Raw genomic sequence first — 22059 nt, forward strand, 5'->3', positions numbered from 1 at the left:
TTAAATTTTGATGTTGTATTTTTTATTTTTTGGTCAGTGTTGGTTTTTTTATTATTGTATCGGTATAATAGGTAATGATAACTTTTCTGAGTGATTCATGGGGATTTCAATTATTTTATTGCTCATCATAATCAATTCACCTTCCTTTTCAATTCTAACGCTTGCACCTAGTTGATGAGGGCTATTGACTAATTCATCCGGTAGATTAATTGAAAAAGAAACTGTACGATTAGTTTCAGTTGTTTTGAAATGGAAATCAAAACTGTTTTTAATTGAATGAGTTATATCTAGATTAGTAATAGAAAGTGTAATATCTGAATTTTCTGGAATATCCGTTGATTGTGAATAAACATCACCTTTAATATTAAATTTAGACTTTATATTTTTAGTGAAATTTGCACACCCAAATAATAAACTCATGAATATTAATGTAAGCATAGGGCGTAATAAGTGATTAAATCTATTTGATTTTCGCATAATTTACCTGTAACTATATTGATAATTTATTGGGATGAGTGATTAAAAACCCTTTGTAAAAAGCATTTAATATAAGTATAAAGATTATGTTTTTCACTTCTTTTGGGTAGAATAGGCATCTCTGATTTTTCACCCGTATATAAAATTCCAATTCTTGGTAATGTCATTATAAGGCTTTCGTCTAATTCGATTTTTTTGAAGGATTGGCGTAATTGTCTAACCAGTTTATAGTAGCTACTTTCGGTCACTATCGTACCGCGTTTTTCCCATATTTCATACATGACATCTCTCTTACTATTTGTTTTTATTAATAATAATTTTAATAAGCAAGATTCGTTTTCTGAAAGATTTACCGTTAATTTTCCTCGAGAAAGCGTACGTTTGAGAGGGTCATAAACCACTTGTTCAGACAAAAGAACCATAGGTTCTATTTCATGATGGTTGATGTTACTCATAATATTTCCCATAAAAATAGTTTAATTGAATAGTAATTATATACATCCTAATTATCCATAAATTAGTGTCAATATAAAAAACGACACACTATAAGATAACTAAAAAATTAAGGCGTTTTTTTATAATAAGACAAAGTACATTGATGATGTAAATTTAACTCATTATATGGATGTATTTATATCAATTTTATATTTGTATTTTTTATATTTTATAATGGGAAAGGTTTAGTTTATTAAGAATACAAACTAAACCTGTTAATTCTGGTCGGATATTTTATAGGCGACAATATTTAGAATTCTTTTTTATATGAATGAAATGTCGTCATCTTCACCATCGAGGCTAAATTTGTTCATATTATGACTAAGTTGCTCCGTTAATGGTGAGCTCATTAGGCTTACGGACATATAGCGATACAATGCCTTCTTGAATTTTTCATTTAAATGATTCAGCTCAGGGTTTTTAGGTGATTGAATCATTTGCATAGTACCGGCAATAAAATTTTCTTTTTCATGCTTTTTTAAGCTAATCATTTTTTTAAATAAGCATGAAAAAAATGCTTTTGAGTCATTACATACTTTAAACTCACTAATAAACTGATTAATACTTGCCTGATCATCAGTTGAAAAATTGGTCATGTTAATATTATTTTCCTTCTTATTTTCAAACTTTAATTGCCATTCTGATGAAACTTTTTGCTGCAAGTTTCCATTGGATAGCTGTGTTGATGGAAATGTAGAGGCATGATTAATCGGTGGTGTTATCTTCATTTTGATTGCTCGATAAATTAATTAATTCAATCATCTTTTGATAATTATCTTTCTGTTCTTTCAATAGGTTACAACGTGTTGAGACTGAAAATACATGAGGTAATATATTATTTATGGCCACAGTAGGAGAGAAATATGTAATTTTGTTATCAATTTCAAGTGCAATCGTATTTGAGGTACTCACTTTTAGTGAAATATCTGGCATGGTATCTCTAAATTGTTTTTGCATTTTAGAGGGTAGATACAAAGTCACATTCTCTAATTTAGTTCTCTGTTGTTTAAAATAGTGAACGATAATATCGTGTAAGCGTTCATCAGTAAAAAATTCAGTGAGTCGTTGCACTAATAGAGCCTCACTTGTTTTTATTTTTTCTTGATATTGCTTTTCACTATTTTCTATCGTGTTAATGAAATTAGAGAGTAATTGTTTTATGCCATTATTATAACCGTTTTGGTAAGCTGTATTATAAATTTCATTTTTTTCTTGTATCGCTGTTTGGTAGTAAGCATTTGCTTTTTTATGGGCTTGTTTAACGACAGCCCTGCAGTATTTATCTGCACTTAGTATCGGGCTTTTAATTAAAACTTTTTCAAATAAAGTCTGCTTGATATTGGGTTGTGTTTTCTCTGACATAGTGACATGTTTCTTCAATTATATTCCAAGGTAGCATCGTTTTTATCGATGGTCGTGCTAGCGTCTGTATAGCGTTACTAAACATGTATTTCGCTCTGTGGGTGTAAATATCGCCAAAAGGCGATAAACACAGCAATAGCTGATCCATTCCAAGAGCAAGCAATGTTTGTGGTGTTACTAAAGGCAGGCTATCTAACTGCCAAAATGATTGACCTAAACGTGTATGTAGTATGCGGTATTGCGATAACTCACCCCACCAAGGAAGAGGAGTAGGGTGTAATATCACACCTAAACCTAATGCAATTTTAGGTAAATCTAGCCAATGATTAGATAACACAGTGGGCAATAGACAGGTTCTTTCATTGGGTAATGTGAGTGAATATTGTTGTATCAGCCATTGGTTATGTTCTTTTTGTAGTAAAGGGGGTAATTCATGATACAGAGCATGATTAAACTCCCGATGAAAATAGTGACCGGGTGCGAGAAAAATATTGCTCTGGTGAATTAAAAGTTTATTCAACTGTGTCATGAGGTTGTATCTCTGAACTATTGATTACTGTTTGTTGCTTTTTATTTTGGCGGTACCAAAGTAAAAGTAGCGCACTAAATAGGCTTATAATTACTGCAATAATAGTGCTGATTAAGACTGGGTTAGTTGAATAATCTGACTCAGGTTTTATTTGATACTGTAGAGGAGGGCGATTAACAATAACAACTGAAACATTGTCATAACCCGTTTCAGCAAAACTGCTGGTTAGGAATAACTTGATTTTATTCATCATCATTTTTGGGTCCTCATTGCCTGAATAGGTCACTAGGCTAGAGACTTTTTGAGCTTGTTTTACGGCTCCATTTCCATTTAAAGGATAACTAACGTGAACTCTTGCATTAATTACATCAGGGATAGTCAGTAATGATTGTTCTAACCGTTGTTCAATTAAAGAAAGTAAGCGGGTACGCTCGGCCTGCGGTGATGCAACCAGCGAGTCTCCAGGAAATGCTTGAATAATTTCTACCGGATCTTTTGATGGCAAATTGTATTGGCGTAATAAGTCAACAGCAATCACAAAATCACGAGGCGAAACACGAATAGAATCTCCATTTTTATTATCTTGTTTACGATTAGCATCAACGCCATGCTGTTGTAATATTGCAAGCACCTCGTTACTTTGCCTTTGGCTGAGCTTACTAAGTAATAATTGATTATCACAACCTAGTAGTAAGCCAATAAAACCAATTAAAATAAACTTCTTCAGCATATTCATAAGCTATTGTGCTTTTATTACGGTATCAACTGCAGAGACACTCTTGTGTACCAATGTACTGATCATATTTAGAGCCAGGCTGTAATTACCAACTTGGTTTTGGAGTTCCAATAATTTAGCGGGATTACTTGGGTCAGTATTATTTGCTTTTGTAATCAGGTTCGCTTTTTCATTCCCAACAGTTGCTGTGTATTCAGCAAAAAGTTTTTTTACTGTATCCTCTAATGGTAATGATGTTACCGTTGATGTCGGTGTCATATCGGTAAAATCAGATACTGAAAACTTTGGTGTAGTAATCGTTAACATAATTGTTTCCTTTAAACTTTAGAGCACCATATTGAGTGATGCTCTAATAAATATTAGACGTTTCGAATAATCGCTTGAGCAGCATCTTTTATTGACTTCATGACATTACTTTGTAATTGGCGCGCCATATTATAATTTCCGCTTAATGCGGTGATTTTGCCAAGTACCAGTGGGTTATCGACTTCTAAACTTGGATTATCAAGCATGGATTTTAATTCATCCCCGACGACTTTAACGCGATCACTGATCCCCGCAGAGCTGCGGTACATCATGCCCCATTTATTATCACTCGCTGTTGTGCTGGTTGTTTCTAATGTAGATGCAGTCCAATTCCCATTTGTATCTATTGCTGGCATATTATTTTCCTCTTTAAATTAATTTTAATTAATAAATCATGGTTATAAGATTAAACATTGCGAATAATAGCTTGTGCCGCATCTTTAATTGATTTCATGACATTACTTTGTAATTGCCTTGCCATATTGTAGTTGCCACTTAGTGCAGTAATTTTTCCCAGTACTAATGGGTTATCGACTTCTAAACTTGGGTTATCAAGCATGGATTTTAATTCATCGCCGACGACTTTAACGCGATCGCTGATCCCCGCAGAGCTGCGATACATCATTCCCCACTTACCATTATCGACAATATCTTGACCTGAGCTATCTTTAACAATACGATCTGCTTCAAGTGTTGATGCCGCCCAGTTTCCGTTCACTAGAGCCATATAAATACCTTGTTTATTAAAATGTAGTTGAATTAAATAGCCAATGATTATTACCTAAAAGAACATAGCCACTGGCGTTAGTGATAAATGATTTCCCTATCAAAACATTGTTTTCAAGAGAAATAGAAAATTGAATATATTTTTCCCCCCATTCTTTATAAAATGAATTTGTGAAATTAATTAAAGAAATAGTCTGTTTATCATTGAGACTATCTTTTATGACATAAATTATTTTTTTATCTTTAACTATTTTATGCCATTTTACATCAATCTCTGTCAGTCCTAATTCTGATTTTTTTAGTAATTCATCGGAATTGATTTGATGTATTTCAATTTTTTTATAACAACTAAAATAGCTTGAAAATAGATTGTCTATGGCGTCATTGCTTTTAACTTCGCTATCAATCGATAATTTTTTAATCACAGGTTGGCAAGGATTAGATAGATCAATTTTTAAAATATTTGGAATTAATTCTATTAGCTTGCCTTCAAGTTCTTCTTCAAATTGATTAATTTTTTTGATTATAAATCTTTCGCCGTAATTGGTATTTACCAGACGTTGCATGCTCCAATCTAAATCTCGCTGTGTTCTTACCAAGATAAGATTTTTGCCTTGTATTTCTTCGGATACGATAATAGGAAATTGTGTTCCTTTAAGAATGTTTTCAATTTCAGTAATTTTCTTTGATTGAGTATGGTTATTATCATTTGGGAATGTGACCATAAACGAAAAAAAAACAATAAATATTGAAAGAATAATAAATGAAGTTTTTATAATAGGGTGTGTTTTTTTCTTTTTTATTTTTTCATTCTTAAGTATTTTAGGAGCACTGTTTTTTGAATCAGCAAGTTCCCAAGGTGTATCAAGTAACTTGATAACAACTGGGAAAATATCAACTAACAATAGCTCTTGAAGTATGATGGAAAAGACGGTGTCCTTATTTTTATTATGGATTTTGATAGCGATTTTTTCTGCTATGTTATCTTCTTCTGAAATAATAGAGAATTCACAATCAGTTTCTTCGCTAGGAATATAGTAGGTAGTGAAACCATTCTCAGCAATATCAGTTTTGTAATTAATATCTTTACCAATGACAATGTGATTTTTATCTACATTAATCATTAATTCCTGACCAGCCATAGGGCCGCTAGCTATTTTCATTATACAAGTACGGCTATTTGTATTTTTCATAAAGATAATCTCATTGCAGTGTTTTTGCTTTAGTTGCTATGTGTGTTTATTGCGGATAGTAAATAGAAAATACATTAGTGAGTCAGCTGAAATTATCTTATTCATTCACACTATATATTTTTATCATAAAGTATGAGGTATTCCAGACTATTCCATTGAGTATTTTTATTTTATCGAACACCCTGCATCTATTCATATCTAATAGATAAGGCCTATATAATGACAAAGGAAGATATCGCTGAATTATTAGAAAGTAGGGGTTGTAAATTTTCGTTGCAGGACAAATTGGTCTTGGCTATACCGGGAAAGCAAGCGCCGACTTTTTTTTATAAATCTCTATATTCAAATTTAAATATTTCAATATCCAAACAGTCTATATTTATCTGCAGCGGTAAGGAATTGAGTCTTAAAGATCAAAAAAACTGGTGTTTTTACTCAATGAATTTATCTGAACTAGTTGAAATTCTTGCAGTAATAGATACCGCAATGGGGCAGTCTTTTTTGTCGCAAAAACGAAAATCTGCTTTAGATAGTGATATTCACCAAGAGTTTATTCCATTAGATGACATGTTTTCTTCTGATGTTTCTATTAAGAATATCGCGATTGATTTAATCATTAGAAATCAATCTCAGTTTGATCGTTGGTGTGAGGTTTTAAGAAAATATGAAGCCTATGGAATGATGCGGTTTTTACTGTCTTCCGCACAACAAAATACCAATGCCAACATCAATCAATTATGCGTACGTTATGGAATATCAGCATCTTATTTTAGACAGTTATATCGAGAAAACTTTAATAAAACCGCGAAACGAAAAATTATGAGTGTGCGAATGGCAAATGCTATTTTGCAATTAATTGAAAGTGAAGAATCTATATTAAGTGTGGGTTTAGAAGCGGGTTATTGCTCTGCTTCACATTTTACCAATGACATTAAAAAAGAACTGGGTTTAACCCCCTCAGAGATAAGGCACCTTGGAGCAATGCTATATGAGCCGTAAAAGAAATGGAGTTATATTTTTTACACTCCTTTTACTGAGTACAAATATTTATACCGCACAGGCTGAAATAATTGTCGCAGAGCCGGTAGCTCAAGAAAAAAGTCAGGATACGTTTGTTGCCAATAATATTGCCGTTGGCAAAGTATTTGAGGCAGTTGCAGATCGCCTTAATAAGCCAATTATATTAAGCAAATTAGCCGCTCAAAAAAGAGTAACTGGGAACTTTAATTTAGCCAATGCAGATGAAATGTTTAAAGCATTAACACGCCGTATTGCATTGGTTTGGTATGACGATGGGGCAGGTATTTATGTTTACGATAATAGCGAAATGCGTAGTTCTATTATCCCAACAAATGGCGTTAATAGTAACCAAGTCCTGAGTTATATTCAGCGAAATGGTATCTACGATGGCCGCTTTCCTGTGCGCTCACAAGGGGGCGATAGCTTATTATTTGTCTCAGGGCCACCGTTATATGTTGAATTAATAAAAGCGGCGGCGTTATACCTAAATGAGCAAGTGAAGAAAGAAGAAATGGTGAGCGGCGAAGTTGCTGTGGTACCGCTAAAGCATGCTTCAGTCACCGATCGAAGCTATTCATTACGAGGACAAAGCGTCACTGTTCCAGGAATGCTAACGGTAATTAGTGCATTATTTAAAAATAGCGGTGATAGCATTGAAGAAACGCTGAAAATCCAGCCAACACCCTTTAATTCAACTGGGGATTCTATCGATGATTTGATGGACGCACCAATTGGTGAGGCGGTATCAACCAATCAAAAGAAAATACTGGTTAATCGCGGGTTGACATCAGGTCGCGCATTTTCCCTTGTTGCTCATCCAGACAGTAATAGTTTGATTGTCAAAGGAAGCCAAGAGCAGATCCGTTATGTCCGTCAATTAGTGAATACGCTGGACATGCGTCGCCGTCAGGTAGAGCTATCACTTTGGATTATTGATATCACACGATCTGAATTAGATAATTTAGGTGTGAATTGGGAAGTGGGGACATTTAAAACGGGAAGAGGCTCAGTGGCTTTTAACCGAAGTACACTCTCTAATAGCCAAGAATTTCTTCTACAAATTGATGCGCTAAGTAAAAGTGGTAATGGCCATATTGTTTCACGCCCCGTTTTACTGACACAAGAAAATATTCCCGCTTTATTTGATAACAACACCAGTTTTTATGCAAAGTTACAAGGTGAGCGTATTGCAACTCTTGAACAAGTAACTTATGGCACCATGATCAGTGTGATGCCAAGAATTTCAGCAGGCCAAAGTGTTGAAATGGAAGTGAATATTGAAGATGGTGCTGAAAGTCGCGATAGCAGTGGAAAAACGTCCAATGTTGAAGGGTTACCTGCCGTTAACCGTACCAGTATTAATACCGTCGCGCGTATTGCAAAGGACAGTAGTTTGTTGATTGGCGGATATACCCGTGAGCAATATATTGAAAATGAAAGTAAAATTCCTTTTTTAGGGGATATTCCTTTTGTCGGTGGGTTATTTAGCCATTCATCAATCAACCACCAAAAAATGGTGCGTTTATTTCTGATCCAACCGCGTTTATTGGATGAAAACGAATCATGGGATGGGCGACAATTCTCAGAAAAACAACGTATCACCAATAGAGATAGCCAATTACATGGCACTGTACAGTTTCTACAACAATATATGAGTGAGTCATGGCAATAAGCCCCTTAAGCTTTAATAGCCGATTGATGGCTAATGCCCACGATAAAAGCCGCTCATCATCTAAAAGTAGTGATGATTCGGAAGAAGTTGCACGTGGTTTAGGAGTAATTGATAGCAGCAGTGAATATGCTTCAATGTCTATGCTTGCTGCAAGCCATGTTCGCAGGGGAAGCTCAAAGAAAGAGAATGAAGAAGAATGGATGCAGTTTGCCGAGCGTATTTTAGACAAAGATGCCGATGAAAAGGTTTTACGCATAGAAGGATTACTCAATAAGCAATTAATGACCCCGAAGCAGTTACGTAATTTCTTAATGCAATATTTCACTGATCCGAGTGATTTATTGATGGTACTAGCGACTTTAATTCACCGTAAAAAATTAAAAAAAGAACAAATAGATAACTTACTGGCATTAGAGGAAATGCTTCACGCTGAAGACACTAATCGAAGTGCGCAGGCTGGCGTTAATGTCGCTTTAATTGCCAAAGCATTTGCTCAAAAACTTCATTTCAGTGCAGGTAATTTACGCACGTTATATCGTGAATTTATTGGTTATGACGGGCCTGTTATTTATTTATATGAGCAATGGGTTGAAGAGATGGAAAGCCAAGAGCGTGAAAATATGATGCGTTATCTTGGACGAGCATTAGCTTGTGATTTGCAGGCTTTGCCATTAGGCGACCTTAATATTAGTGAGTTTGGTGGTTTTTTTACACGGATTGGATGGCTTCGAGAGTTACAATCTTTAGATCGTATTTTTTACCTACAATTTTTTCAGTCTGGTTTCTTTCGTCACCAAGTAGATTTAAAAAAAGAACATTTTGAGAAAGTACTTAGCCAGTTATTTACCAGTGGTATTCGTAGCCAAGTAAATTTTGAAGAAAAGGTGCTGGCTTTTATTAATAAAGAATTACGCATTATGAGTACGGATCTACGCGCCCGATTTTTACAATTGTTGATTATTGCCTTTTCAGTTGTACCTGTTGCTGTATTCCAATCATTAGAAGAACGAGATGAATTACTTAATCAATTAAAAATGCAAATGAATCAAATGATGGTACAAGCGCAAATTTCACGTAGACAGTAATGACTTAATAGGAAAATATCATTTCATGAAATATTTAACCGGATTTCTATTGCAAATCCGTAATCGTCCAGAGCTAATGGTATTAGTCATTATGATTATGGTTATTGCAATGCTAATTATTCCTCTACCAACTATATTGGTTGATTTATTAATTGGCTTAAACATTATGATCTCAGTTCTTATTTTTATGAGTTCATTCTATATAACGCGTGTTCTTAATTTCCAGTCATTTCCATCGATCTTGTTAATAAGCACATTATTTAGATTAGCACTATCAATAAGTACTAGCCGCCTAATTTTATTAGAAGCTGATGCAGGCGATATTATTGCAACGTTCGGTGAGTTCGTTATTCAAGATAATTTAGTGGTTGGAATGGTGGTGTTTTCCATTGTGACTATTGTGCAATTTATTGTAATTACGAAGGGTTCTGAACGTATTGCTGAGGTTGCAGCACGGTTTTCTTTGGATGCGATGCCCGGTAAGCAAATGAGTATCGACGCTGACTTACGAGCAGGCGTTATTGATGAAGCTACAGTAAAAATTAAACGTGGCGATCTTGAAAAGGAGAGCCAATTATTCGGTTCTTTTGATGGTGCAATGAAGTTTATTAAAGGCGACGCAATTGCTGGCATTATCATTATTTTTGTTAATTTAATCGGTGGAATCTCTGTTGGTACGGCACAACAAGGCATGGATGTATCAACAGCATTAAATACCTTCTCTTTATTAACCATCGGTGATGGCTTAGTTGCACAAATTCCAGCATTACTCATTTCGATTAGCGCCGGCTTCATTGTAACTCGTGTTGGCGGTAATGATAAAAACTTGGGTGAAAACATTGTTTCAGAGCTATTTGCAAATGACTTCACTATTTTAATCACCGCATTGATTGTCCTTTTTATGGGTTTTTTGCCCGGTTTTCCAGCGTCTATATTTTTGTTTCTTTCAGCATTACTTATTACATTATTTGCTGTTCGTTATCTGAAGAAACGTAAAAATACGCATAATGAAAAAAACATTGGAAATGAAAATATTAATTCAGATGCGACAGAGGGAGAGACTCAGAGGGTTAACCACGAAATAGAAGAAGAATATATCCCTGAAACATTACCGATTATTATTTCTGTAAATCAGAAATATAAAAAACATTTAGAAGAAAAAGCTTTTTTATCTCGAATGAAAAAAGATGTTTTTATTCGATATGGATATCGTATTCCTGACATTGCAATTAACTATTCACCGATCGTACCTGAAAATAAAATTGTCATGTTAATTAACGAAGTGAAAGCAGGTGAATATGATATTTGCTTTTATGGTCATCGGCTATTAACCGTTAATGATGAACTGGAATATCTTGGTATTGAGCTAATTAAATTTACAGATGAGTATGGGTCTGTCAGCACATGGTTTGAAAATCAGTATCTTGAAAATATTGAACAGCTTGGGTTGATGGTTAGAGATGACGTCACAGAGGTTATTGATTGCGTGAGTACATTACTACTGCGTTATATCAATGAGTTTTTTGGGATACAAGAAACTAAAAATTTACTAGACGATCTTGACAGAAAATACCCTGAATTACTGAAAGAATGTTATCGACATGCAACGGTACAAAAAGTGACGGAAGTCTTCCAGCGATTACTGATGGAGAAAATTTCTATTCGTAATATGAAACTGATTATTGAAACACTTGTGCAATGGGTACCAAAAGAAAAAGACAGTTTAATGCTAGTCGAACATATCCGTAGTTCGATGGCGCGCTACATCTCTTCTCGTTTTTCAGTGGATGGGCGTTTGAATGTCCTGATGATTAATGCGGAATTCGAAGACACAATTCGTCAAGGTATTAGGCAGTCTTCAGGGGGTGTGTATTTACACTTAGAACCTGAAAAGACAAATGAATTAATTCAAGCCGCTGAACTTGCTTTGGAAAACAGCTATTTATCTATTAGAGATATCAACATGTTAGTTCCAGTTGATATCCGTCGTTTTGTGAAGAAAATTCTAGAAGGCCGCTTTCCTGAGCTAGAAGTCCTCTCTTTTAATGAGGTTTCTGAAATGGTGAAAGTTAATGTTATTAAAACAATATAAGGAAATTTATGATGAAATATAAATTCGTAGAAAAATTAAATGAATTTTTAAATTCAATGGGTAGAAGTGATTTAGTTAATTCTCAGCTAGATTGCCATTCAAACATTCAACTAGAAATGAATGATTCCCCGGCAATTAATATCGACCTTTCAACGGATGATATTATTATTTGGTGTCACTTAACTGATTGTAACTATAGCCTGTTAGACTCAGTAAGCTCGACGTTACTTAAAACAATGTTAACGTATTCACCACGTAATTTTCAACCAGGGCAACCTGCAATAAATATTGTTGACGACACTTTTGTTGTATCAGCAGTTTTAAAAGAGATTTCGTTAAATGATATGCAACTATTTGCGGATAGTTTCGATGAATTTTTCGAAAGAGCCAATGAACTTCGAAATCAGTTATCTGCATAAATCATGAAGCTATTTGATACTTGCGCGCACCCAGCGTGCATTCATGGATGTCTCATTGAAGCGCCTTTGCAGGGTGTATTCATCGGCGAAATTTGCTTTATTGAGCAATCACTGGCAAATCCCAATATTATCGCCAAAGCACAGGTTGTTGGCTTTAAAGAAGGGCTAACCGTGCTTAGCTTAATTGGGCGAATTCAAGGTTTGACGCGTGAAGTTGTGATCCGCCCAAGTGGTTATCCGTTTGTTTTTCAAGTGGGAGAGCATCTTACGGGCAAAATTTTTGATGCTGCCGGAGAGCAAATAGGTGTTTTAAGTGACAGTAATACGAAAGTTACCTGTATTGAAACAAAGCTGCAGCGTATTGACACTCCCCCGGCGAGTGTAACGCAACGACGTCCCGTTGATGAACCGATATTAACGGGTATCCGTGCCATCGATGGGCTATTAACGTGTGGTTTAGGTCAGCGTATTGGTATTTTTGCCGCTGCGGGTAGTGGTAAAACGTCACTGATGAATATGATTATTAATCACGCTCATGCGGATATTCATGTGGTGGCTTTAATTGGTGAGAGAGGAAGGGAAGTTGTCGAATTTATAGAAGAATTAAGGGCTTCACCACATGCGGCCCAGACTATTTTAGTGTACGCCACTTCGGATAGCCCACCGATTGAGCGTTGCAACGCTGCACTATTAGCCACCACAATTGCTGAGTACTTCCGTGATATTGGTCGTGATGTTTTACTGTATGTCGACTCGATGACACGTTATGCACGAGCATTGCGTGATGTAGCGCTCGCGATGGGTGAACTACCGGCACGGCGTGGTTATCCTGCTTCGGTATTTGAGCAACTTCCCATGTTATTGGAACGGCCGGGAAGGTTAAAGCACGGCTCTATTACGGCTTTTTATACGGTTTTATTAGAAAGTGAAGATGAGGCCGATCCGATTGGCGATGAAATTCGTTCTATTTTGGATGGGCATATTTACCTAAGCCACAAACTTGCAGGGCGTGGGCATTACCCCGCTATTGATATTTTGCACAGTATTAGCCGCGTTTTTCAAAAAGTGACAACGCCAGAGCATCGGCATTTTGCCATCGATATTCGAGACATGCTGTCGAGACTTGAACAAATTCAGCTTTACCTTGAATTAGGTGAATATCAACGAGGTGAAAGTGAAGAAAATGATAGGGCTCTTGATAAGAAGGAAGATATAGAACGCTTCTTAAAGCAAGAAATGGAAGAATCGATGAGCTTTGATGAGATGTTTAATCAACTAAATTACTTGGTTTCTTAATGATTAATAATTTGCTTGCATTAACTCAGAGGCGTCTTGAAAGAACACTTCAAGCGCAATCTAAATTACTTTCAACAATAAAAGAGTTAGAGCGGCAATGTTTGAATATCAAAAAGCGTATTGAAATTTTATTCGTCCAAATAAAATCACATGAAAAATCAGAAGAGTTAAATAGGATGGCCTTTTGGGAAAGGCAAAGATTGAAAGCGGCTGTTTTAGCGGATATTGCCCAATTTGAATATCAAGTAGAAACAATAGCCGCTGAATTGTTAAAACATGAAGTATTAAAGAAACAAATTGCTGCACGTACATTCACTTTACGCAATAAGTGCGAGAAATTCCAAAAATATCTCAAGCAACAAGGTACTGCTAGGTGTTTAAAATTAGAGCGTCAGCAACAAAATGAAATTGAGGAGTTATTTGTACATGTCGGCAATAAAATCAATATCAAGTGAAAGTATAAGCGGTGCGGAAATAGAAAGTCCGCTAACGCCATTTAAGCCTAACAATATATTATTTGGCGATAAACATATTGCAAAAAAAATGGCAGAAGCAATTGTTCAAAAAAAAATAGTATGGGCGGCGTGTAATAAAAAATCCCCAAAAAATTTTGAGGAAACAGCGATTCCGTTAATATCTTACTTTCCAATAAATAAGAGTGAAATTACTTTACCAAAAAAATTATCGTTATCTTTTAAATCAGAAAAACCCATTGTTATTGAAAGTAATATGGATGTGAATGTTGATGAAAACGATATTGTATTAAATGATTTTGTTGTAAATAACGTTGAGGATGAAAATTTATTAAACACAACATCAATGGCAACGCCTATCTTTCCAATAACGATAGGCGTTGGGAAAAAGAGTATTAGTGATAATCTGGAAATTAATCATATGGTTAATTTTTTAGGTAAAAACAGTCCTTCAAATATACCAAGCGGTCAAAATAAAAGTGGGAAACCAATACCGATAAAACAGTCTAAATACACGGGCGTTACAATTAATTCAGTGTTAAAAGATAATCAGGTAATAGAAAAAAATACCCTACATGTAATGCTAAGTGAAAATTTATCTGAAAATAAACCAATCACTCAGCCCGCTAACCTTTTTTCTCATGATGTGGCTCCATTAGATTTATTAGGAAAAAAAAGTAGCAGATTAATAAGTGATTATTCTAATGCGAATATCAATAATGATTCTTTGAGTAAAATACCACTAGCTGAAAACTCAAGTCATGAGCAATATCTAGATATTTTAAATAAAACCCCCTCTTTATTATTCGAAGCTAAAAATAATGAATTTCCTACGAATAAATTAGTCGATGTATTAAAAGAAAAATCACCTGTGCTTATCGATAGTCAGTCGATTTCTACAGTGAAAGAAGTGGCAAACCCACTTTCCGGTGAAGAGCAACGGGTACAAAATTTACCAGAGGCCGAGAGTCTTGAGCTTACCGCTCTTCCCAAAAATTCTGTCATGCAATCAATAACGGATGTTCTTATTCGCCCACAGGCCTTACCTCAAATGAAAGAGCCTGCACCGAAGAATTATAAGCAAGTTGCATTAGTTGAAACACGAGAGGCTTCAGGGGTAGGAATAGAGAAAAAATCCGCAGCCCGCAGCCTGACTTATGCTTTTAATGGTTGGCAAAATGAGCCCTCCGTAACGTTTGAATTAGCAACGAAAGGTGAGTTGATTGGGTCAACCTACAGCCATGAAGTTCAACATGCATTATATGAAAATAAGCATTTGTTTGACGGTGAACACAGTGTGTATATCCGACGAGAAGAAAATCGTGATGAGCAGCGTAATCAACAACATCAACATCAACAAGAAGAAGATTAATCATGCTGAAAATTCGTCGAATAAGCACGGCTGAAAAACAAATAAGGGCGTGGCAGCAATGTTATCAAGCAGATATAGCTCTCTGTTTTTCTAAAGAAAATAAGCTGTATTTTCAGCTTACTCTGGTTAGCGATATTCAAAAAATACAGGCCTTAGTTCCAGTGGAGTGTTGGTGTCATCATCATTGGCCAAATCTTTCACACTATGCATGGGATCGGTTAGATAATGAGAGTTTTTGCGAACTATTTACTACGGAAATTAACGGAAAGCGGTTTTTCTCCGATCATTTCCGTTGTGAATACGTCGAAATAGTTGATGATAGTGTAATCAATTCAGCTTGCCTAATAATACAAGAGCCGACCCTTGGAGAAGTGCGATTCTTTGAGCTAATTGAGGGTTTAGAAAAAAAAACATACCAAAATAAAATTTTAGAAAATTTAACGTTGCAAGCTGATTGGATACTTGGGTATAGCCAAATTAGCTTTAAACTTTTGCAATCAATTGAATTGCACGATGTGCTTTATATTCAAAAATTACAACTGAATATGTCTATTGCAGGACGCCTGTTCGCTAATTTTCAAAAACAAGAAGAAGGGTTATTTATGATTGATGAACTTATAACATCAAAAACAGAGGAAATGTTATTGTCAACTGAAGAGGGTTATATTCAAGAGCCTATTCAGCCGTTTAATATTAATAATATGAATATTCAATTAACATTTGTACTGGGTCATAATGAAATACCAGTATCAGAAATTTCAAATATTCAGCCTGGTTCTATTTATTCAATTGGTGAAAATAAAGAACGTGAAGTAAAAGTTTATGCTAATAAGCAGCTTATTGCCGAAGGTGAACTTATTTATATTGGTGATAGTGAGGAGTTAGGTTTGGAAATAACGCGTTTAGTAAATTTAGGTGATAGAAGAGTATAATATGCCAACAGTACCAAGTGAAATTCCATTATTAGCCATAATTGCATTCTCAACACTGTTACCTTTTATTATTGCAGCTGGAACCTGTTATTTAAAAATTTCGATTGTGTTGATTATGGTACGTAATGCCATGGGGGTGCAGCAAGTTCCTTCGACAATGGTTTTAAATGGTATTGCATTGTTGCTCTCAATATTTGTCATGATGCCAGTATTACAAGATGTTAATAACCATATACGTCATGAAAATGTAGACTTTAGTAATGTCGAATCAATTGATAATTTTGTTGATAATGGGCTTGGTCGATATAAAAGTTATTTACAAAAATACTCTGACCCTCAGCTAGTGGTTTTCTTTGAATCAGTGCAAAAAGGGGTGAGTGAATCGGAAATTGATATAAATGAAATCGAACCGACATTATTTTCATTACTCCCCGCTTATGCTTTGAGTGAAATTAAATCGGCATTTGAAATTGGTTTTTATATTTACTTACCTTTTGTCGTTATAGATTTGGTGATCTCCAGCATTCTATTAGCGCTCGGAATGATGATGATGAGTCCGGTGACAATCTCCGTTCCAGTAAAACTTATCTTGTTTGTTGCGATCGATGGTTGGGCATTGATCTCGAAAGGGCTGGTGATGCAATATTTTGAACTTGCGCAGCATTAAAGCGGAAAAGATGATGGATGAAATAGTTTATTTAAGTAACAAAGCAATGCTATTGATTGTCATATTGTCTGCCATCCCTGTGATAGTTGCTACTGCTGTCGGGTTGTTGGTCGGGCTATTGCAAACAGTTACCCAGCTTCAGGAGCAAACCTTACCTTTTGGTATTAAATTATTAGCGGTTTTTGGCTCATTATTTATGATATCAGGTTGGTTAGCTGACAAAGTCATGCATTACACACTGGAGGTATTAACGGCGGCAATACCCGCAATAGGGTTATTCGGATGAATCAAGAAATAGTGTCGCTGATATCCTCTTTGTTTTTTTCATTTCAGCAAGGATTGATAAAGGTTGCATTTGCCTGGCTTAGAATTGCACCTGTGATGTTTTTTTTACCGTTTTTTAGTAATAAATTATTGAACGGCGGGATTATTAAAAATTGTGTTGTGGTTTATTTGGCCTTGGGGCTATGGCCTTTTTTTTCCTCTCGAGATATTCAATGGGAAGAAATTAACCTAGGTGAGATTTTTTTATATGAAGTTTTAGTTGGGTTAGTTTTAGCATTAATACTCGGTTTACCTTTTATGATAGCGAATGTTATTGGCGAACTTATTGACATGCAGCGGGGTGAAACGATCAGTAGTATTATTGATCCTGCGAGTGGAACGGAGGCTTCAGAGCTAGCAGTACTTATTAGCTATATCACTTGTATGGTATTTTTAGCTCAGGGAGGTATGTACCAATTAGCTAATATTTTTGCCCAGAGCTACCAATTACTGCCATTTGCGGAAGGGTTTTCTTCATTTAATAGTCTTCCATTAGGGGAGTGGCTAAATAAGATGGTTGTCAAAGGTGTGATCCTGACAGCGCCTATTTTAGTCACATTATTCATTATTGAGGTTGCGCTAGGGCTATATTCTCGTTTTTGTCCTCAATTAAATGCATTCTCATTATCATTGGCGATTAAATCGATTATAGCTTTTGTTGTTTTTCTTCTTTATTTTAAAAATGAAGTTCCCGACATATTGGTTAATATGATTTCAACATCCCCATTGAATGACATTTTTCTTTCTCCTTAATTATTTTGGATATAAATAAAAATGGCAGAAAAAACAGAAAAGCCGACAGATAAAAAAATAAAGGATTCGGCAAAGAAAGGGCAAAGCTTTAAAAGTAAAGATTCTGTAGCCGCTATTGTATTAGTTGTGAGTGCATTTGTGATCGATGGAGTATCAAGTTTATATGAATTAGGTGGGTTAATGAAAAGAATATTAATCTCCCCTTATAATATTCATATCGATTCTTTATTGTGGGAGTTTTTCACCATTTTTTTAAGGATATTGTTACCGATATTATTAGCTTGCTTTTTATCTGGTGCAATAGCCTCATTATTACAAAGTCGATTTAGATTAGCGACAGAAGCGGTAAAAATTGATTTTACAAAATTGAATCCAATTGCCGGATTTAAAAAAATATTTTCTCTTAATTCATTGAAAGAGTTAATAAAAGCAGTTTTATATTTAATTGTTTTTGTAATATCGGCTATAACTTTCTTCATTGTTTGGCGAAATGATATTTTTATGCTTTATCGCACAATGATTAATGGCATGATCCAACAATGGGTTAGCCTGTGTATCACTTTTATTATTGTTTTTCTCGCAGTAGCGCTATTGATTATTCTTGTAGATGCTATTGCTGAGTTCTTTCTGTTTATTAAAAATTTAAAAATGGAAAAACAAGAAGTTAAAAAAGAATATAAGGATAATGAAGGGGATCCACATCTAAAAAGTGCGAGGAAAGGATTACATCAAGAAATACTTTCTGAAGAAATTAAGTCTAATGTACGTAACTCTTCTTTTGTTATGGCAAATCCAATACATATTGCCATGCTAATTTATTATGATCCTGATATTGCGCCTTTACCTTTTTTGCTTTTTAAAAGCCGAGGTGTACAAGCTAAAGCAATTATTAAATATGCCGAAGCACAAGGTGTGCCTGTTATTCGGGATATTACTCTGGCTCGTCAAGTATGGCGCTCTTATAAAAAAGATAGTTTTATTGATGAAAATGGCTTGCAAGACATTATGAAAATAATTACGTGGTTAGTTCGTGTCGAATTAGAAAAAATGGGAATAGATGTTGATGATGCATTGAGCAAGGTTATCAATTCGGAGTCACATTCATAAAAACAGTGATACAAAAAATTATTAATTTATTAAATCGTTTTTTTAAAGAAATTGATGGTTTGGCTAATTATGATGCATTAATTAAGGCTATGTATCATATACCATATATAAAAAATAAGGTGAGTGTATGAATTACACACAAACAGATGATATGCAAAATATAAACATGGAAGAACTACTCGATAATATAACGACAGCACTTATGGAAGGGGCTACTTATAAGGATATTCATGGGATACCACAAAGCACGATGGATGGAATTTATTCTTATGCGTATGAGTTTTATCAACAGGGTAAATTAAAAGAGGCAGAAACATTTTTTCGTTTTTTAAGTATCTATGATTTTTATAATACAGATTATGTAATGGGGTTAGCTGCGGTATACCAATTAACCAAGCGGTATGAAAAGGCAACTGAACTATACGCGTTAGCTTTTGTATTAGCAAAAAATGATTACAGACCACTTTTTCATGCCGGGCAGTGTAATTTACTACTGAAAAAAATGAGTGCAGCAATTCATTGTTTTGAAAGTGTTTCTGAAAATAGTTCTGATGCTGATTTAAAAAAGAAATCTCAAGCTTACTTAAATGCTTTAAAGAAAAATTTAGAGCAAGCGAAGTCGGAACTTTAAGCTTCTAATAAATAGTGAAGGAAATAGTATGGTTCACATTACAAATCCAAGTAATGAACGAATTGATAATATTCGTACATTCTTACAAGGAAAAAATCCAATAGGATTGGGCAATGAAATTGTTAAAGCGTTATTAACGATGGAGGCTGCATGTGGAGAGCTAGTTTCTAATGAGCAAGCGAAACGGCTAAGTCGTGAAAATGTACCACAGTTAATTAAACCAAAAATGATGGCGATGAAGATGCAACCTCATACGATGGGGAATATGACGTCAGAGAAAGGTTTTAACGCGAATGCGGTATTGATTGAGTCTTTTGCGTCATTACGCCAATTATTACATGAAGGTAAAATTGGTGAATTAGCCAGTCGATTACAGATATTGAATCACGAATCAGAATCTAAGCGTAATCAAGGGGAAGTTTTACTGAACTCTTTTGCAAAAAGTACTGATGAATTGGCCCAATCCAAGCAAAAAGGTGTCGAACTCACTAAAAAGTATAATGTTGAGGCCTCTAAATTAGACGCACTACAACAAAAATTACCCACCTTAAAGATACAGATAAAAGAAAATAAGAGCGCATTACAGATACAACAAAATGCGTTAGCGTTTACTCAAGCGAGCTTATCCTCATTACCAACCCCAGCGGTAACATTCGAAGATAAACAAATGTTTACTGAGTTAACACAACTTGAAAGTGAACTAGTTACAGATATTGCTCAGCTTGGAAAACAACAAAATACACTCTCTTCACAGTTCAGTGCGTTGAATACCGAAATTGATACTTTACTTAATGACCTTACGGTTATTAATACCCAACGTACTGATGTATTAAAGCAAGCAACAGAATTGGCAAAGGTCGCTAATAATGAACGTGAAAGCTTAAATAAATTTATTGAGTCTTCACCTCAACGCATTGAAATTGATGGTGAAAAATGGGAAAACACCCTCGCACTATTAACCATGCTGACTGCACAGCTAAAAAAAGCCATGAATGAAGACTCTCTTCGTAATATGAAAGAGCAAGAAGAGGTGATGACAGCAATCAGTGAGGCCTCTCGTAAAGACTCGGATAAAAAAGCCAAAGAAGCTGCGGAAGCAGAGCGTAAAGCCGCAGATGCTAATAAGGCCGCATCTTGTGCCAGTAAAATTTTCAGCTATGTGATGCTAGCTGTTTCTGTGATTGCAACGGTTGCCACATTTGGTGCAGCAGCACCTTTGACACTGGCAATTGCGGCAATAGGTATTGCAATGTCAGTGGCTGATATTGTTTTAGAAGAGACAGGTAATGGTAGTTTAATGCAAATGCTGGCGACTGAAATATCAAGTGCGGTTACGGATATGCTCATTACTTTTGGTGTTCCTGAAGAGGAAGCTAAAAAGATAGGCAGCATCGTCGGTATGGTTCTCGCCGCTGTCGCTTTCCTCGCACTTTCGCTTGTTTCGATGTCCTCTTTTGTAAAAAACATGGCTAATACGGTGTCGAATGTTGCTAAAACGATTGTGAAAAATACCGGTACTTTATTAAAAAGTACGATTAAATCAATGCCAAAAAGTTTAACAAATGCATTAGGAAACATAGCAACAAAGACGACTAAGGCAGGGCAGTCTATTGTAGATAATACCGATGAGATGGTGAAGCTAACGAAATTTACTCAGCTTGCTGATCAATTTGATGATGCAAAGGATATTTCTAAAGCGGTTAGCCAGGCGGTAGATAAAATAGATAAATCCGCTGATTTGGTTTCCATTGGTGGTCAGATGGTGAAAGTCGGTGATTCGGTAGCCGATAGCGCTGATAGTGTGGTGAAGTTGACGAAATTCACTCAGCTCGCTGACAAGTTTGATGATGTAAAGAATATTTCCAAAGCTGTCAGTCAGGCGGTTGATAAGGTAGATAAGTCCGCTGATTTGGTTTCAATTGGCGGCCAAATGGTGAAAGTGGGGGATCGGGTTACTGATAGCACCGTTAACGTCGCGAAGCTAGCCAAAGTCTCTAAGCTAGCGGATAACGTTGATGATGTTCAGGATATAGCGAAAGCTACTGACAAGATGGTTACATCAGCAAAAACGCAGAGTGTGGCGATGGCTCGACTTGAGGTTGGTATGAAGGGAACCGGAGCAGGTTTATCGGTAGCAAATGCTGCCACGACAGGCGGTTTACATTTACATTCTGCGGCTCAGATGCGCGATATGAAAGAAATGCTCGCAGGCATGATGCTAAATAATGAAACCATTCAAGCACTCGATGAATTGCTTAACGCATTAATCAAAGCAATGTCAAAAAACTATGAGCAGTTGGATGAGATGTTTACAGGTATGTTGACGTCACTTAAGCAGTCCGGCCAAGCTAAAGTCGATATGCTAAAAACTGCACGATTTGCCTAATTTACT

25 protein-coding genes are annotated in these 22059 nt (G+C 35.5%); 15 read left to right on the forward strand and 10 right to left on the reverse strand.

From position 1 onward, the window contains the following. Positions 1–51 precede the first annotated feature (51 nt). The 10 genes from M998_RS11440 to M998_RS11485 form a co-directional block, all read right to left on the reverse strand. Complete coding sequence (locus M998_RS11440; RefSeq protein WP_068908929.1) at positions 52–477, reverse strand: hypothetical protein; 426 nt, start codon at positions 475–477, stop codon at positions 52–54. A 26-nt stretch (positions 478–503) separates the two neighbouring features. Next, positions 504–932: a winged helix-turn-helix domain-containing protein gene (locus M998_RS11445; RefSeq protein WP_068908930.1), complete on the reverse strand. Its 429-nt coding sequence runs from the start codon at positions 930–932 to the stop codon at positions 504–506. A gap of 303 nt (positions 933–1235) precedes the next feature. Then, positions 1236–1700, reverse strand: coding sequence for a hypothetical protein (locus tag M998_RS11450; protein WP_068908932.1), 465 nt, complete (start codon positions 1698–1700; stop codon positions 1236–1238). Further along, positions 1678–2334 carry a hypothetical protein gene (locus tag M998_RS11455; protein ID WP_068908934.1) on the reverse strand — a complete coding sequence of 219 codons (657 nt, stop codon included), beginning with the start codon at positions 2332–2334 and terminating at the stop codon, positions 1678–1680. Before M998_RS11455 ends, M998_RS11450 begins: the two co-directional genes overlap by 23 nt. Continuing rightward, positions 2291–2863 (reverse strand): hypothetical protein, encoded by a 573-nt coding sequence (locus M998_RS11460; protein ID WP_068908936.1) that lies wholly within the window; start codon positions 2861–2863, stop codon positions 2291–2293. Before M998_RS11460 ends, M998_RS11455 begins: the two co-directional genes overlap by 44 nt. After that, on the reverse strand, positions 2847–3599 hold the full coding sequence (gene sctJ / locus M998_RS11465) for a type III secretion system inner membrane ring lipoprotein SctJ (RefSeq protein WP_068438849.1): 753 nt from the start codon (positions 3597–3599) through the stop codon (positions 2847–2849). The genes M998_RS11460 and sctJ overlap by 17 nt, the downstream gene beginning before the upstream one ends. Positions 3600–3602: 3 nt before the next feature. After that, entirely contained in the window at positions 3603–3905 is a 303-nt protein-coding gene (sctI, locus tag M998_RS11470; RefSeq protein WP_068908938.1) for a type III secretion system inner rod subunit SctI, read from the reverse strand. Positions 3906–3958: 53 nt separating this feature from the next. After that, positions 3959–4261 (reverse strand): EscF/YscF/HrpA family type III secretion system needle major subunit, encoded by a 303-nt coding sequence (locus tag M998_RS11475; protein ID WP_068908939.1) that lies wholly within the window; start codon positions 4259–4261, stop codon positions 3959–3961. Between the two features lie 50 nt (positions 4262–4311). Then, the gene (locus tag M998_RS11480; protein WP_082913026.1) at positions 4312–4632 is read right to left on the reverse strand and encodes an EscF/YscF/HrpA family type III secretion system needle major subunit; all 321 of its coding nucleotides are present in this window, start codon (positions 4630–4632) and stop codon (positions 4312–4314) included. Between the two features lie 16 nt (positions 4633–4648). Beyond that, positions 4649–5824: a PrgH/EprH family type III secretion apparatus protein gene (locus M998_RS11485; protein WP_068908941.1), complete on the reverse strand. Its 1176-nt coding sequence runs from the start codon at positions 5822–5824 to the stop codon at positions 4649–4651. Positions 5825–6043: 219 nt separating this feature from the next. On the opposite strand from M998_RS11485, the gene M998_RS11490 reads away from it, so the two are divergent. The 15 genes from M998_RS11490 to sctE all read left to right on the forward strand — a co-directional run bounded on the left by M998_RS11490 (position 6044) and on the right by sctE (position 22053). Beyond that, complete coding sequence (locus M998_RS11490) at positions 6044–6823, forward strand: helix-turn-helix domain-containing protein (RefSeq protein ID WP_068908943.1); 780 nt, start codon at positions 6044–6046, stop codon at positions 6821–6823. Beyond that, positions 6813–8516 (forward strand): type III secretion system outer membrane ring subunit SctC, encoded by a 1704-nt coding sequence (sctC, locus tag M998_RS11495; RefSeq protein ID WP_068908945.1) that lies wholly within the window; start codon positions 6813–6815, stop codon positions 8514–8516. Before M998_RS11490 ends, sctC begins: the two co-directional genes overlap by 11 nt. Beyond that, positions 8507–9601, forward strand: coding sequence for a type III secretion system gatekeeper subunit SctW (gene sctW / locus M998_RS11500; protein WP_068438835.1), 1095 nt, complete (start codon positions 8507–8509; stop codon positions 9599–9601). The genes sctC and sctW overlap by 10 nt, the downstream gene beginning before the upstream one ends. A 25-nt stretch (positions 9602–9626) precedes the next feature. Next, on the forward strand, positions 9627–11693 hold the full coding sequence (locus tag M998_RS11505; RefSeq protein ID WP_068908947.1) for an EscV/YscV/HrcV family type III secretion system export apparatus protein: 2067 nt from the start codon (positions 9627–9629) through the stop codon (positions 11691–11693). 11 nt (positions 11694–11704) lie between these two features. Further along, entirely contained in the window at positions 11705–12112 is a 408-nt protein-coding gene (locus M998_RS11510) for an InvB/SpaK family type III secretion system chaperone (protein WP_068908949.1), read from the forward strand. A 3-nt stretch (positions 12113–12115) separates the two neighbouring features. Beyond that, positions 12116–13408, forward strand: a complete 1293-nt coding sequence (gene sctN, locus M998_RS11515) for a type III secretion system ATPase SctN (RefSeq protein WP_068908951.1) — start codon at positions 12116–12118, stop codon at positions 13406–13408. Continuing rightward, positions 13408–13863: a SpaM family type III secretion system protein gene (locus M998_RS11520; RefSeq protein WP_068908953.1), complete on the forward strand. Its 456-nt coding sequence runs from the start codon at positions 13408–13410 to the stop codon at positions 13861–13863. Before sctN ends, M998_RS11520 begins: the two co-directional genes overlap by 1 nt. Continuing rightward, positions 13835–15253: a SpaN/EivJ family type III secretion system needle length determinant gene (locus M998_RS11525; protein ID WP_068908955.1), complete on the forward strand. Its 1419-nt coding sequence runs from the start codon at positions 13835–13837 to the stop codon at positions 15251–15253. Before M998_RS11520 ends, M998_RS11525 begins: the two co-directional genes overlap by 29 nt. Before the next feature lie 2 nt (positions 15254–15255). Further along, a complete protein-coding gene (locus tag M998_RS11530; RefSeq protein ID WP_068908957.1) occupies positions 15256–16185 on the forward strand; it encodes a FliM/FliN family flagellar motor switch protein in 930 nt (309 codons plus the stop codon). Position 16186: 1 nt separating this feature from the next. Then, positions 16187–16852: an EscR/YscR/HrcR family type III secretion system export apparatus protein gene (locus M998_RS11535; RefSeq protein ID WP_068438822.1), complete on the forward strand. Its 666-nt coding sequence runs from the start codon at positions 16187–16189 to the stop codon at positions 16850–16852. 13 nt (positions 16853–16865) lie between these two features. Continuing rightward, a complete protein-coding gene (sctS, locus tag M998_RS11540; protein ID WP_068438820.1) occupies positions 16866–17138 on the forward strand; it encodes a type III secretion system export apparatus subunit SctS in 273 nt (90 codons plus the stop codon). Next, positions 17135–17929, forward strand: coding sequence for a type III secretion system export apparatus subunit SctT (gene sctT / locus M998_RS11545; protein WP_068438818.1), 795 nt, complete (start codon positions 17135–17137; stop codon positions 17927–17929). The genes sctS and sctT overlap by 4 nt, the downstream gene beginning before the upstream one ends. Before the next feature lie 21 nt (positions 17930–17950). After that, positions 17951–19036, forward strand: a complete 1086-nt coding sequence (locus M998_RS11550) for an EscU/YscU/HrcU family type III secretion system export apparatus switch protein (RefSeq protein ID WP_068908959.1) — start codon at positions 17951–17953, stop codon at positions 19034–19036. Positions 19037–19163: 127 nt separating this feature from the next. Continuing rightward, positions 19164–19667, forward strand: a complete 504-nt coding sequence (gene sicA / locus M998_RS11555; protein WP_068908960.1) for a type III secretion system translocator chaperone SicA — start codon at positions 19164–19166, stop codon at positions 19665–19667. 28 nt (positions 19668–19695) lie between these two features. Continuing rightward, positions 19696–22053 (forward strand): type III secretion system translocon subunit SseC family protein, encoded by a 2358-nt coding sequence (gene sctE / locus M998_RS11560; protein ID WP_068908962.1) that lies wholly within the window; start codon positions 19696–19698, stop codon positions 22051–22053. Positions 22054–22059: the final 6 nt, after the last annotated feature.

The sequence above is a fragment of the Providencia heimbachae ATCC 35613 genome, from assembly GCF_001655055.1.
Lineage (GTDB): Bacteria > Pseudomonadota > Gammaproteobacteria > Enterobacterales > Enterobacteriaceae > Providencia > Providencia heimbachae.

What these genes read in the sequence shown, in the direction of transcription:
- M998_RS11440 (WP_068908929.1), bottom strand. Translation starts at nt 477, where the DNA reads ATGCGAAAATCAAATAGATTTAATCACTTATTACGCCCTATGCTTACA.
- M998_RS11445 (WP_068908930.1), bottom strand. Translation starts at nt 932, where the DNA reads ATGAGTAACATCAACCATCATGAAATAGAACCTATGGTTCTTTTGTCT.
- M998_RS11450 (WP_068908932.1), bottom strand. Translation starts at nt 1,700, where the DNA reads ATGAAGATAACACCACCGATTAATCATGCCTCTACATTTCCATCAACA.
- M998_RS11455 (WP_068908934.1), bottom strand. Translation starts at nt 2,334, where the DNA reads ATGTCAGAGAAAACACAACCCAATATCAAGCAGACTTTATTTGAAAAA.
- M998_RS11460 (WP_068908936.1), bottom strand. Translation starts at nt 2,863, where the DNA reads ATGACACAGTTGAATAAACTTTTAATTCACCAGAGCAATATTTTTCTC.
- sctJ (WP_068438849.1), bottom strand. Translation starts at nt 3,599, where the DNA reads ATGAATATGCTGAAGAAGTTTATTTTAATTGGTTTTATTGGCTTACTA.
- sctI (WP_068908938.1), bottom strand. Translation starts at nt 3,905, where the DNA reads ATGTTAACGATTACTACACCAAAGTTTTCAGTATCTGATTTTACCGAT.
- M998_RS11475 (WP_068908939.1), bottom strand. Translation starts at nt 4,261, where the DNA reads ATGCCAGCAATAGATACAAATGGGAATTGGACTGCATCTACATTAGAA.
- M998_RS11480 (WP_082913026.1), bottom strand. Translation starts at nt 4,632, where the DNA reads ATGGCTCTAGTGAACGGAAACTGGGCGGCATCAACACTTGAAGCAGAT.
- M998_RS11485 (WP_068908941.1), bottom strand. Translation starts at nt 5,824, where the DNA reads ATGAAAAATACAAATAGCCGTACTTGTATAATGAAAATAGCTAGCGGC.
- M998_RS11490 (WP_068908943.1), top strand. Translation starts at nt 6,044, where the DNA reads ATGACAAAGGAAGATATCGCTGAATTATTAGAAAGTAGGGGTTGTAAA.
- sctC (WP_068908945.1), top strand. Translation starts at nt 6,813, where the DNA reads ATGAGCCGTAAAAGAAATGGAGTTATATTTTTTACACTCCTTTTACTG.
- sctW (WP_068438835.1), top strand. Translation starts at nt 8,507, where the DNA reads ATGGCAATAAGCCCCTTAAGCTTTAATAGCCGATTGATGGCTAATGCC.
- M998_RS11505 (WP_068908947.1), top strand. Translation starts at nt 9,627, where the DNA reads ATGAAATATTTAACCGGATTTCTATTGCAAATCCGTAATCGTCCAGAG.
- M998_RS11510 (WP_068908949.1), top strand. Translation starts at nt 11,705, where the DNA reads ATGAAATATAAATTCGTAGAAAAATTAAATGAATTTTTAAATTCAATG.
- sctN (WP_068908951.1), top strand. Translation starts at nt 12,116, where the DNA reads ATGAAGCTATTTGATACTTGCGCGCACCCAGCGTGCATTCATGGATGT.
- M998_RS11520 (WP_068908953.1), top strand. Translation starts at nt 13,408, where the DNA reads ATGATTAATAATTTGCTTGCATTAACTCAGAGGCGTCTTGAAAGAACA.
- M998_RS11525 (WP_068908955.1), top strand. Translation starts at nt 13,835, where the DNA reads ATGTCGGCAATAAAATCAATATCAAGTGAAAGTATAAGCGGTGCGGAA.
- M998_RS11530 (WP_068908957.1), top strand. Translation starts at nt 15,256, where the DNA reads ATGCTGAAAATTCGTCGAATAAGCACGGCTGAAAAACAAATAAGGGCG.
- M998_RS11535 (WP_068438822.1), top strand. Translation starts at nt 16,187, where the DNA reads ATGCCAACAGTACCAAGTGAAATTCCATTATTAGCCATAATTGCATTC.
- sctS (WP_068438820.1), top strand. Translation starts at nt 16,866, where the DNA reads ATGGATGAAATAGTTTATTTAAGTAACAAAGCAATGCTATTGATTGTC.
- sctT (WP_068438818.1), top strand. Translation starts at nt 17,135, where the DNA reads ATGAATCAAGAAATAGTGTCGCTGATATCCTCTTTGTTTTTTTCATTT.
- M998_RS11550 (WP_068908959.1), top strand. Translation starts at nt 17,951, where the DNA reads ATGGCAGAAAAAACAGAAAAGCCGACAGATAAAAAAATAAAGGATTCG.
- sicA (WP_068908960.1), top strand. Translation starts at nt 19,164, where the DNA reads ATGAATTACACACAAACAGATGATATGCAAAATATAAACATGGAAGAA.
- sctE (WP_068908962.1), top strand. Translation starts at nt 19,696, where the DNA reads ATGGTTCACATTACAAATCCAAGTAATGAACGAATTGATAATATTCGT.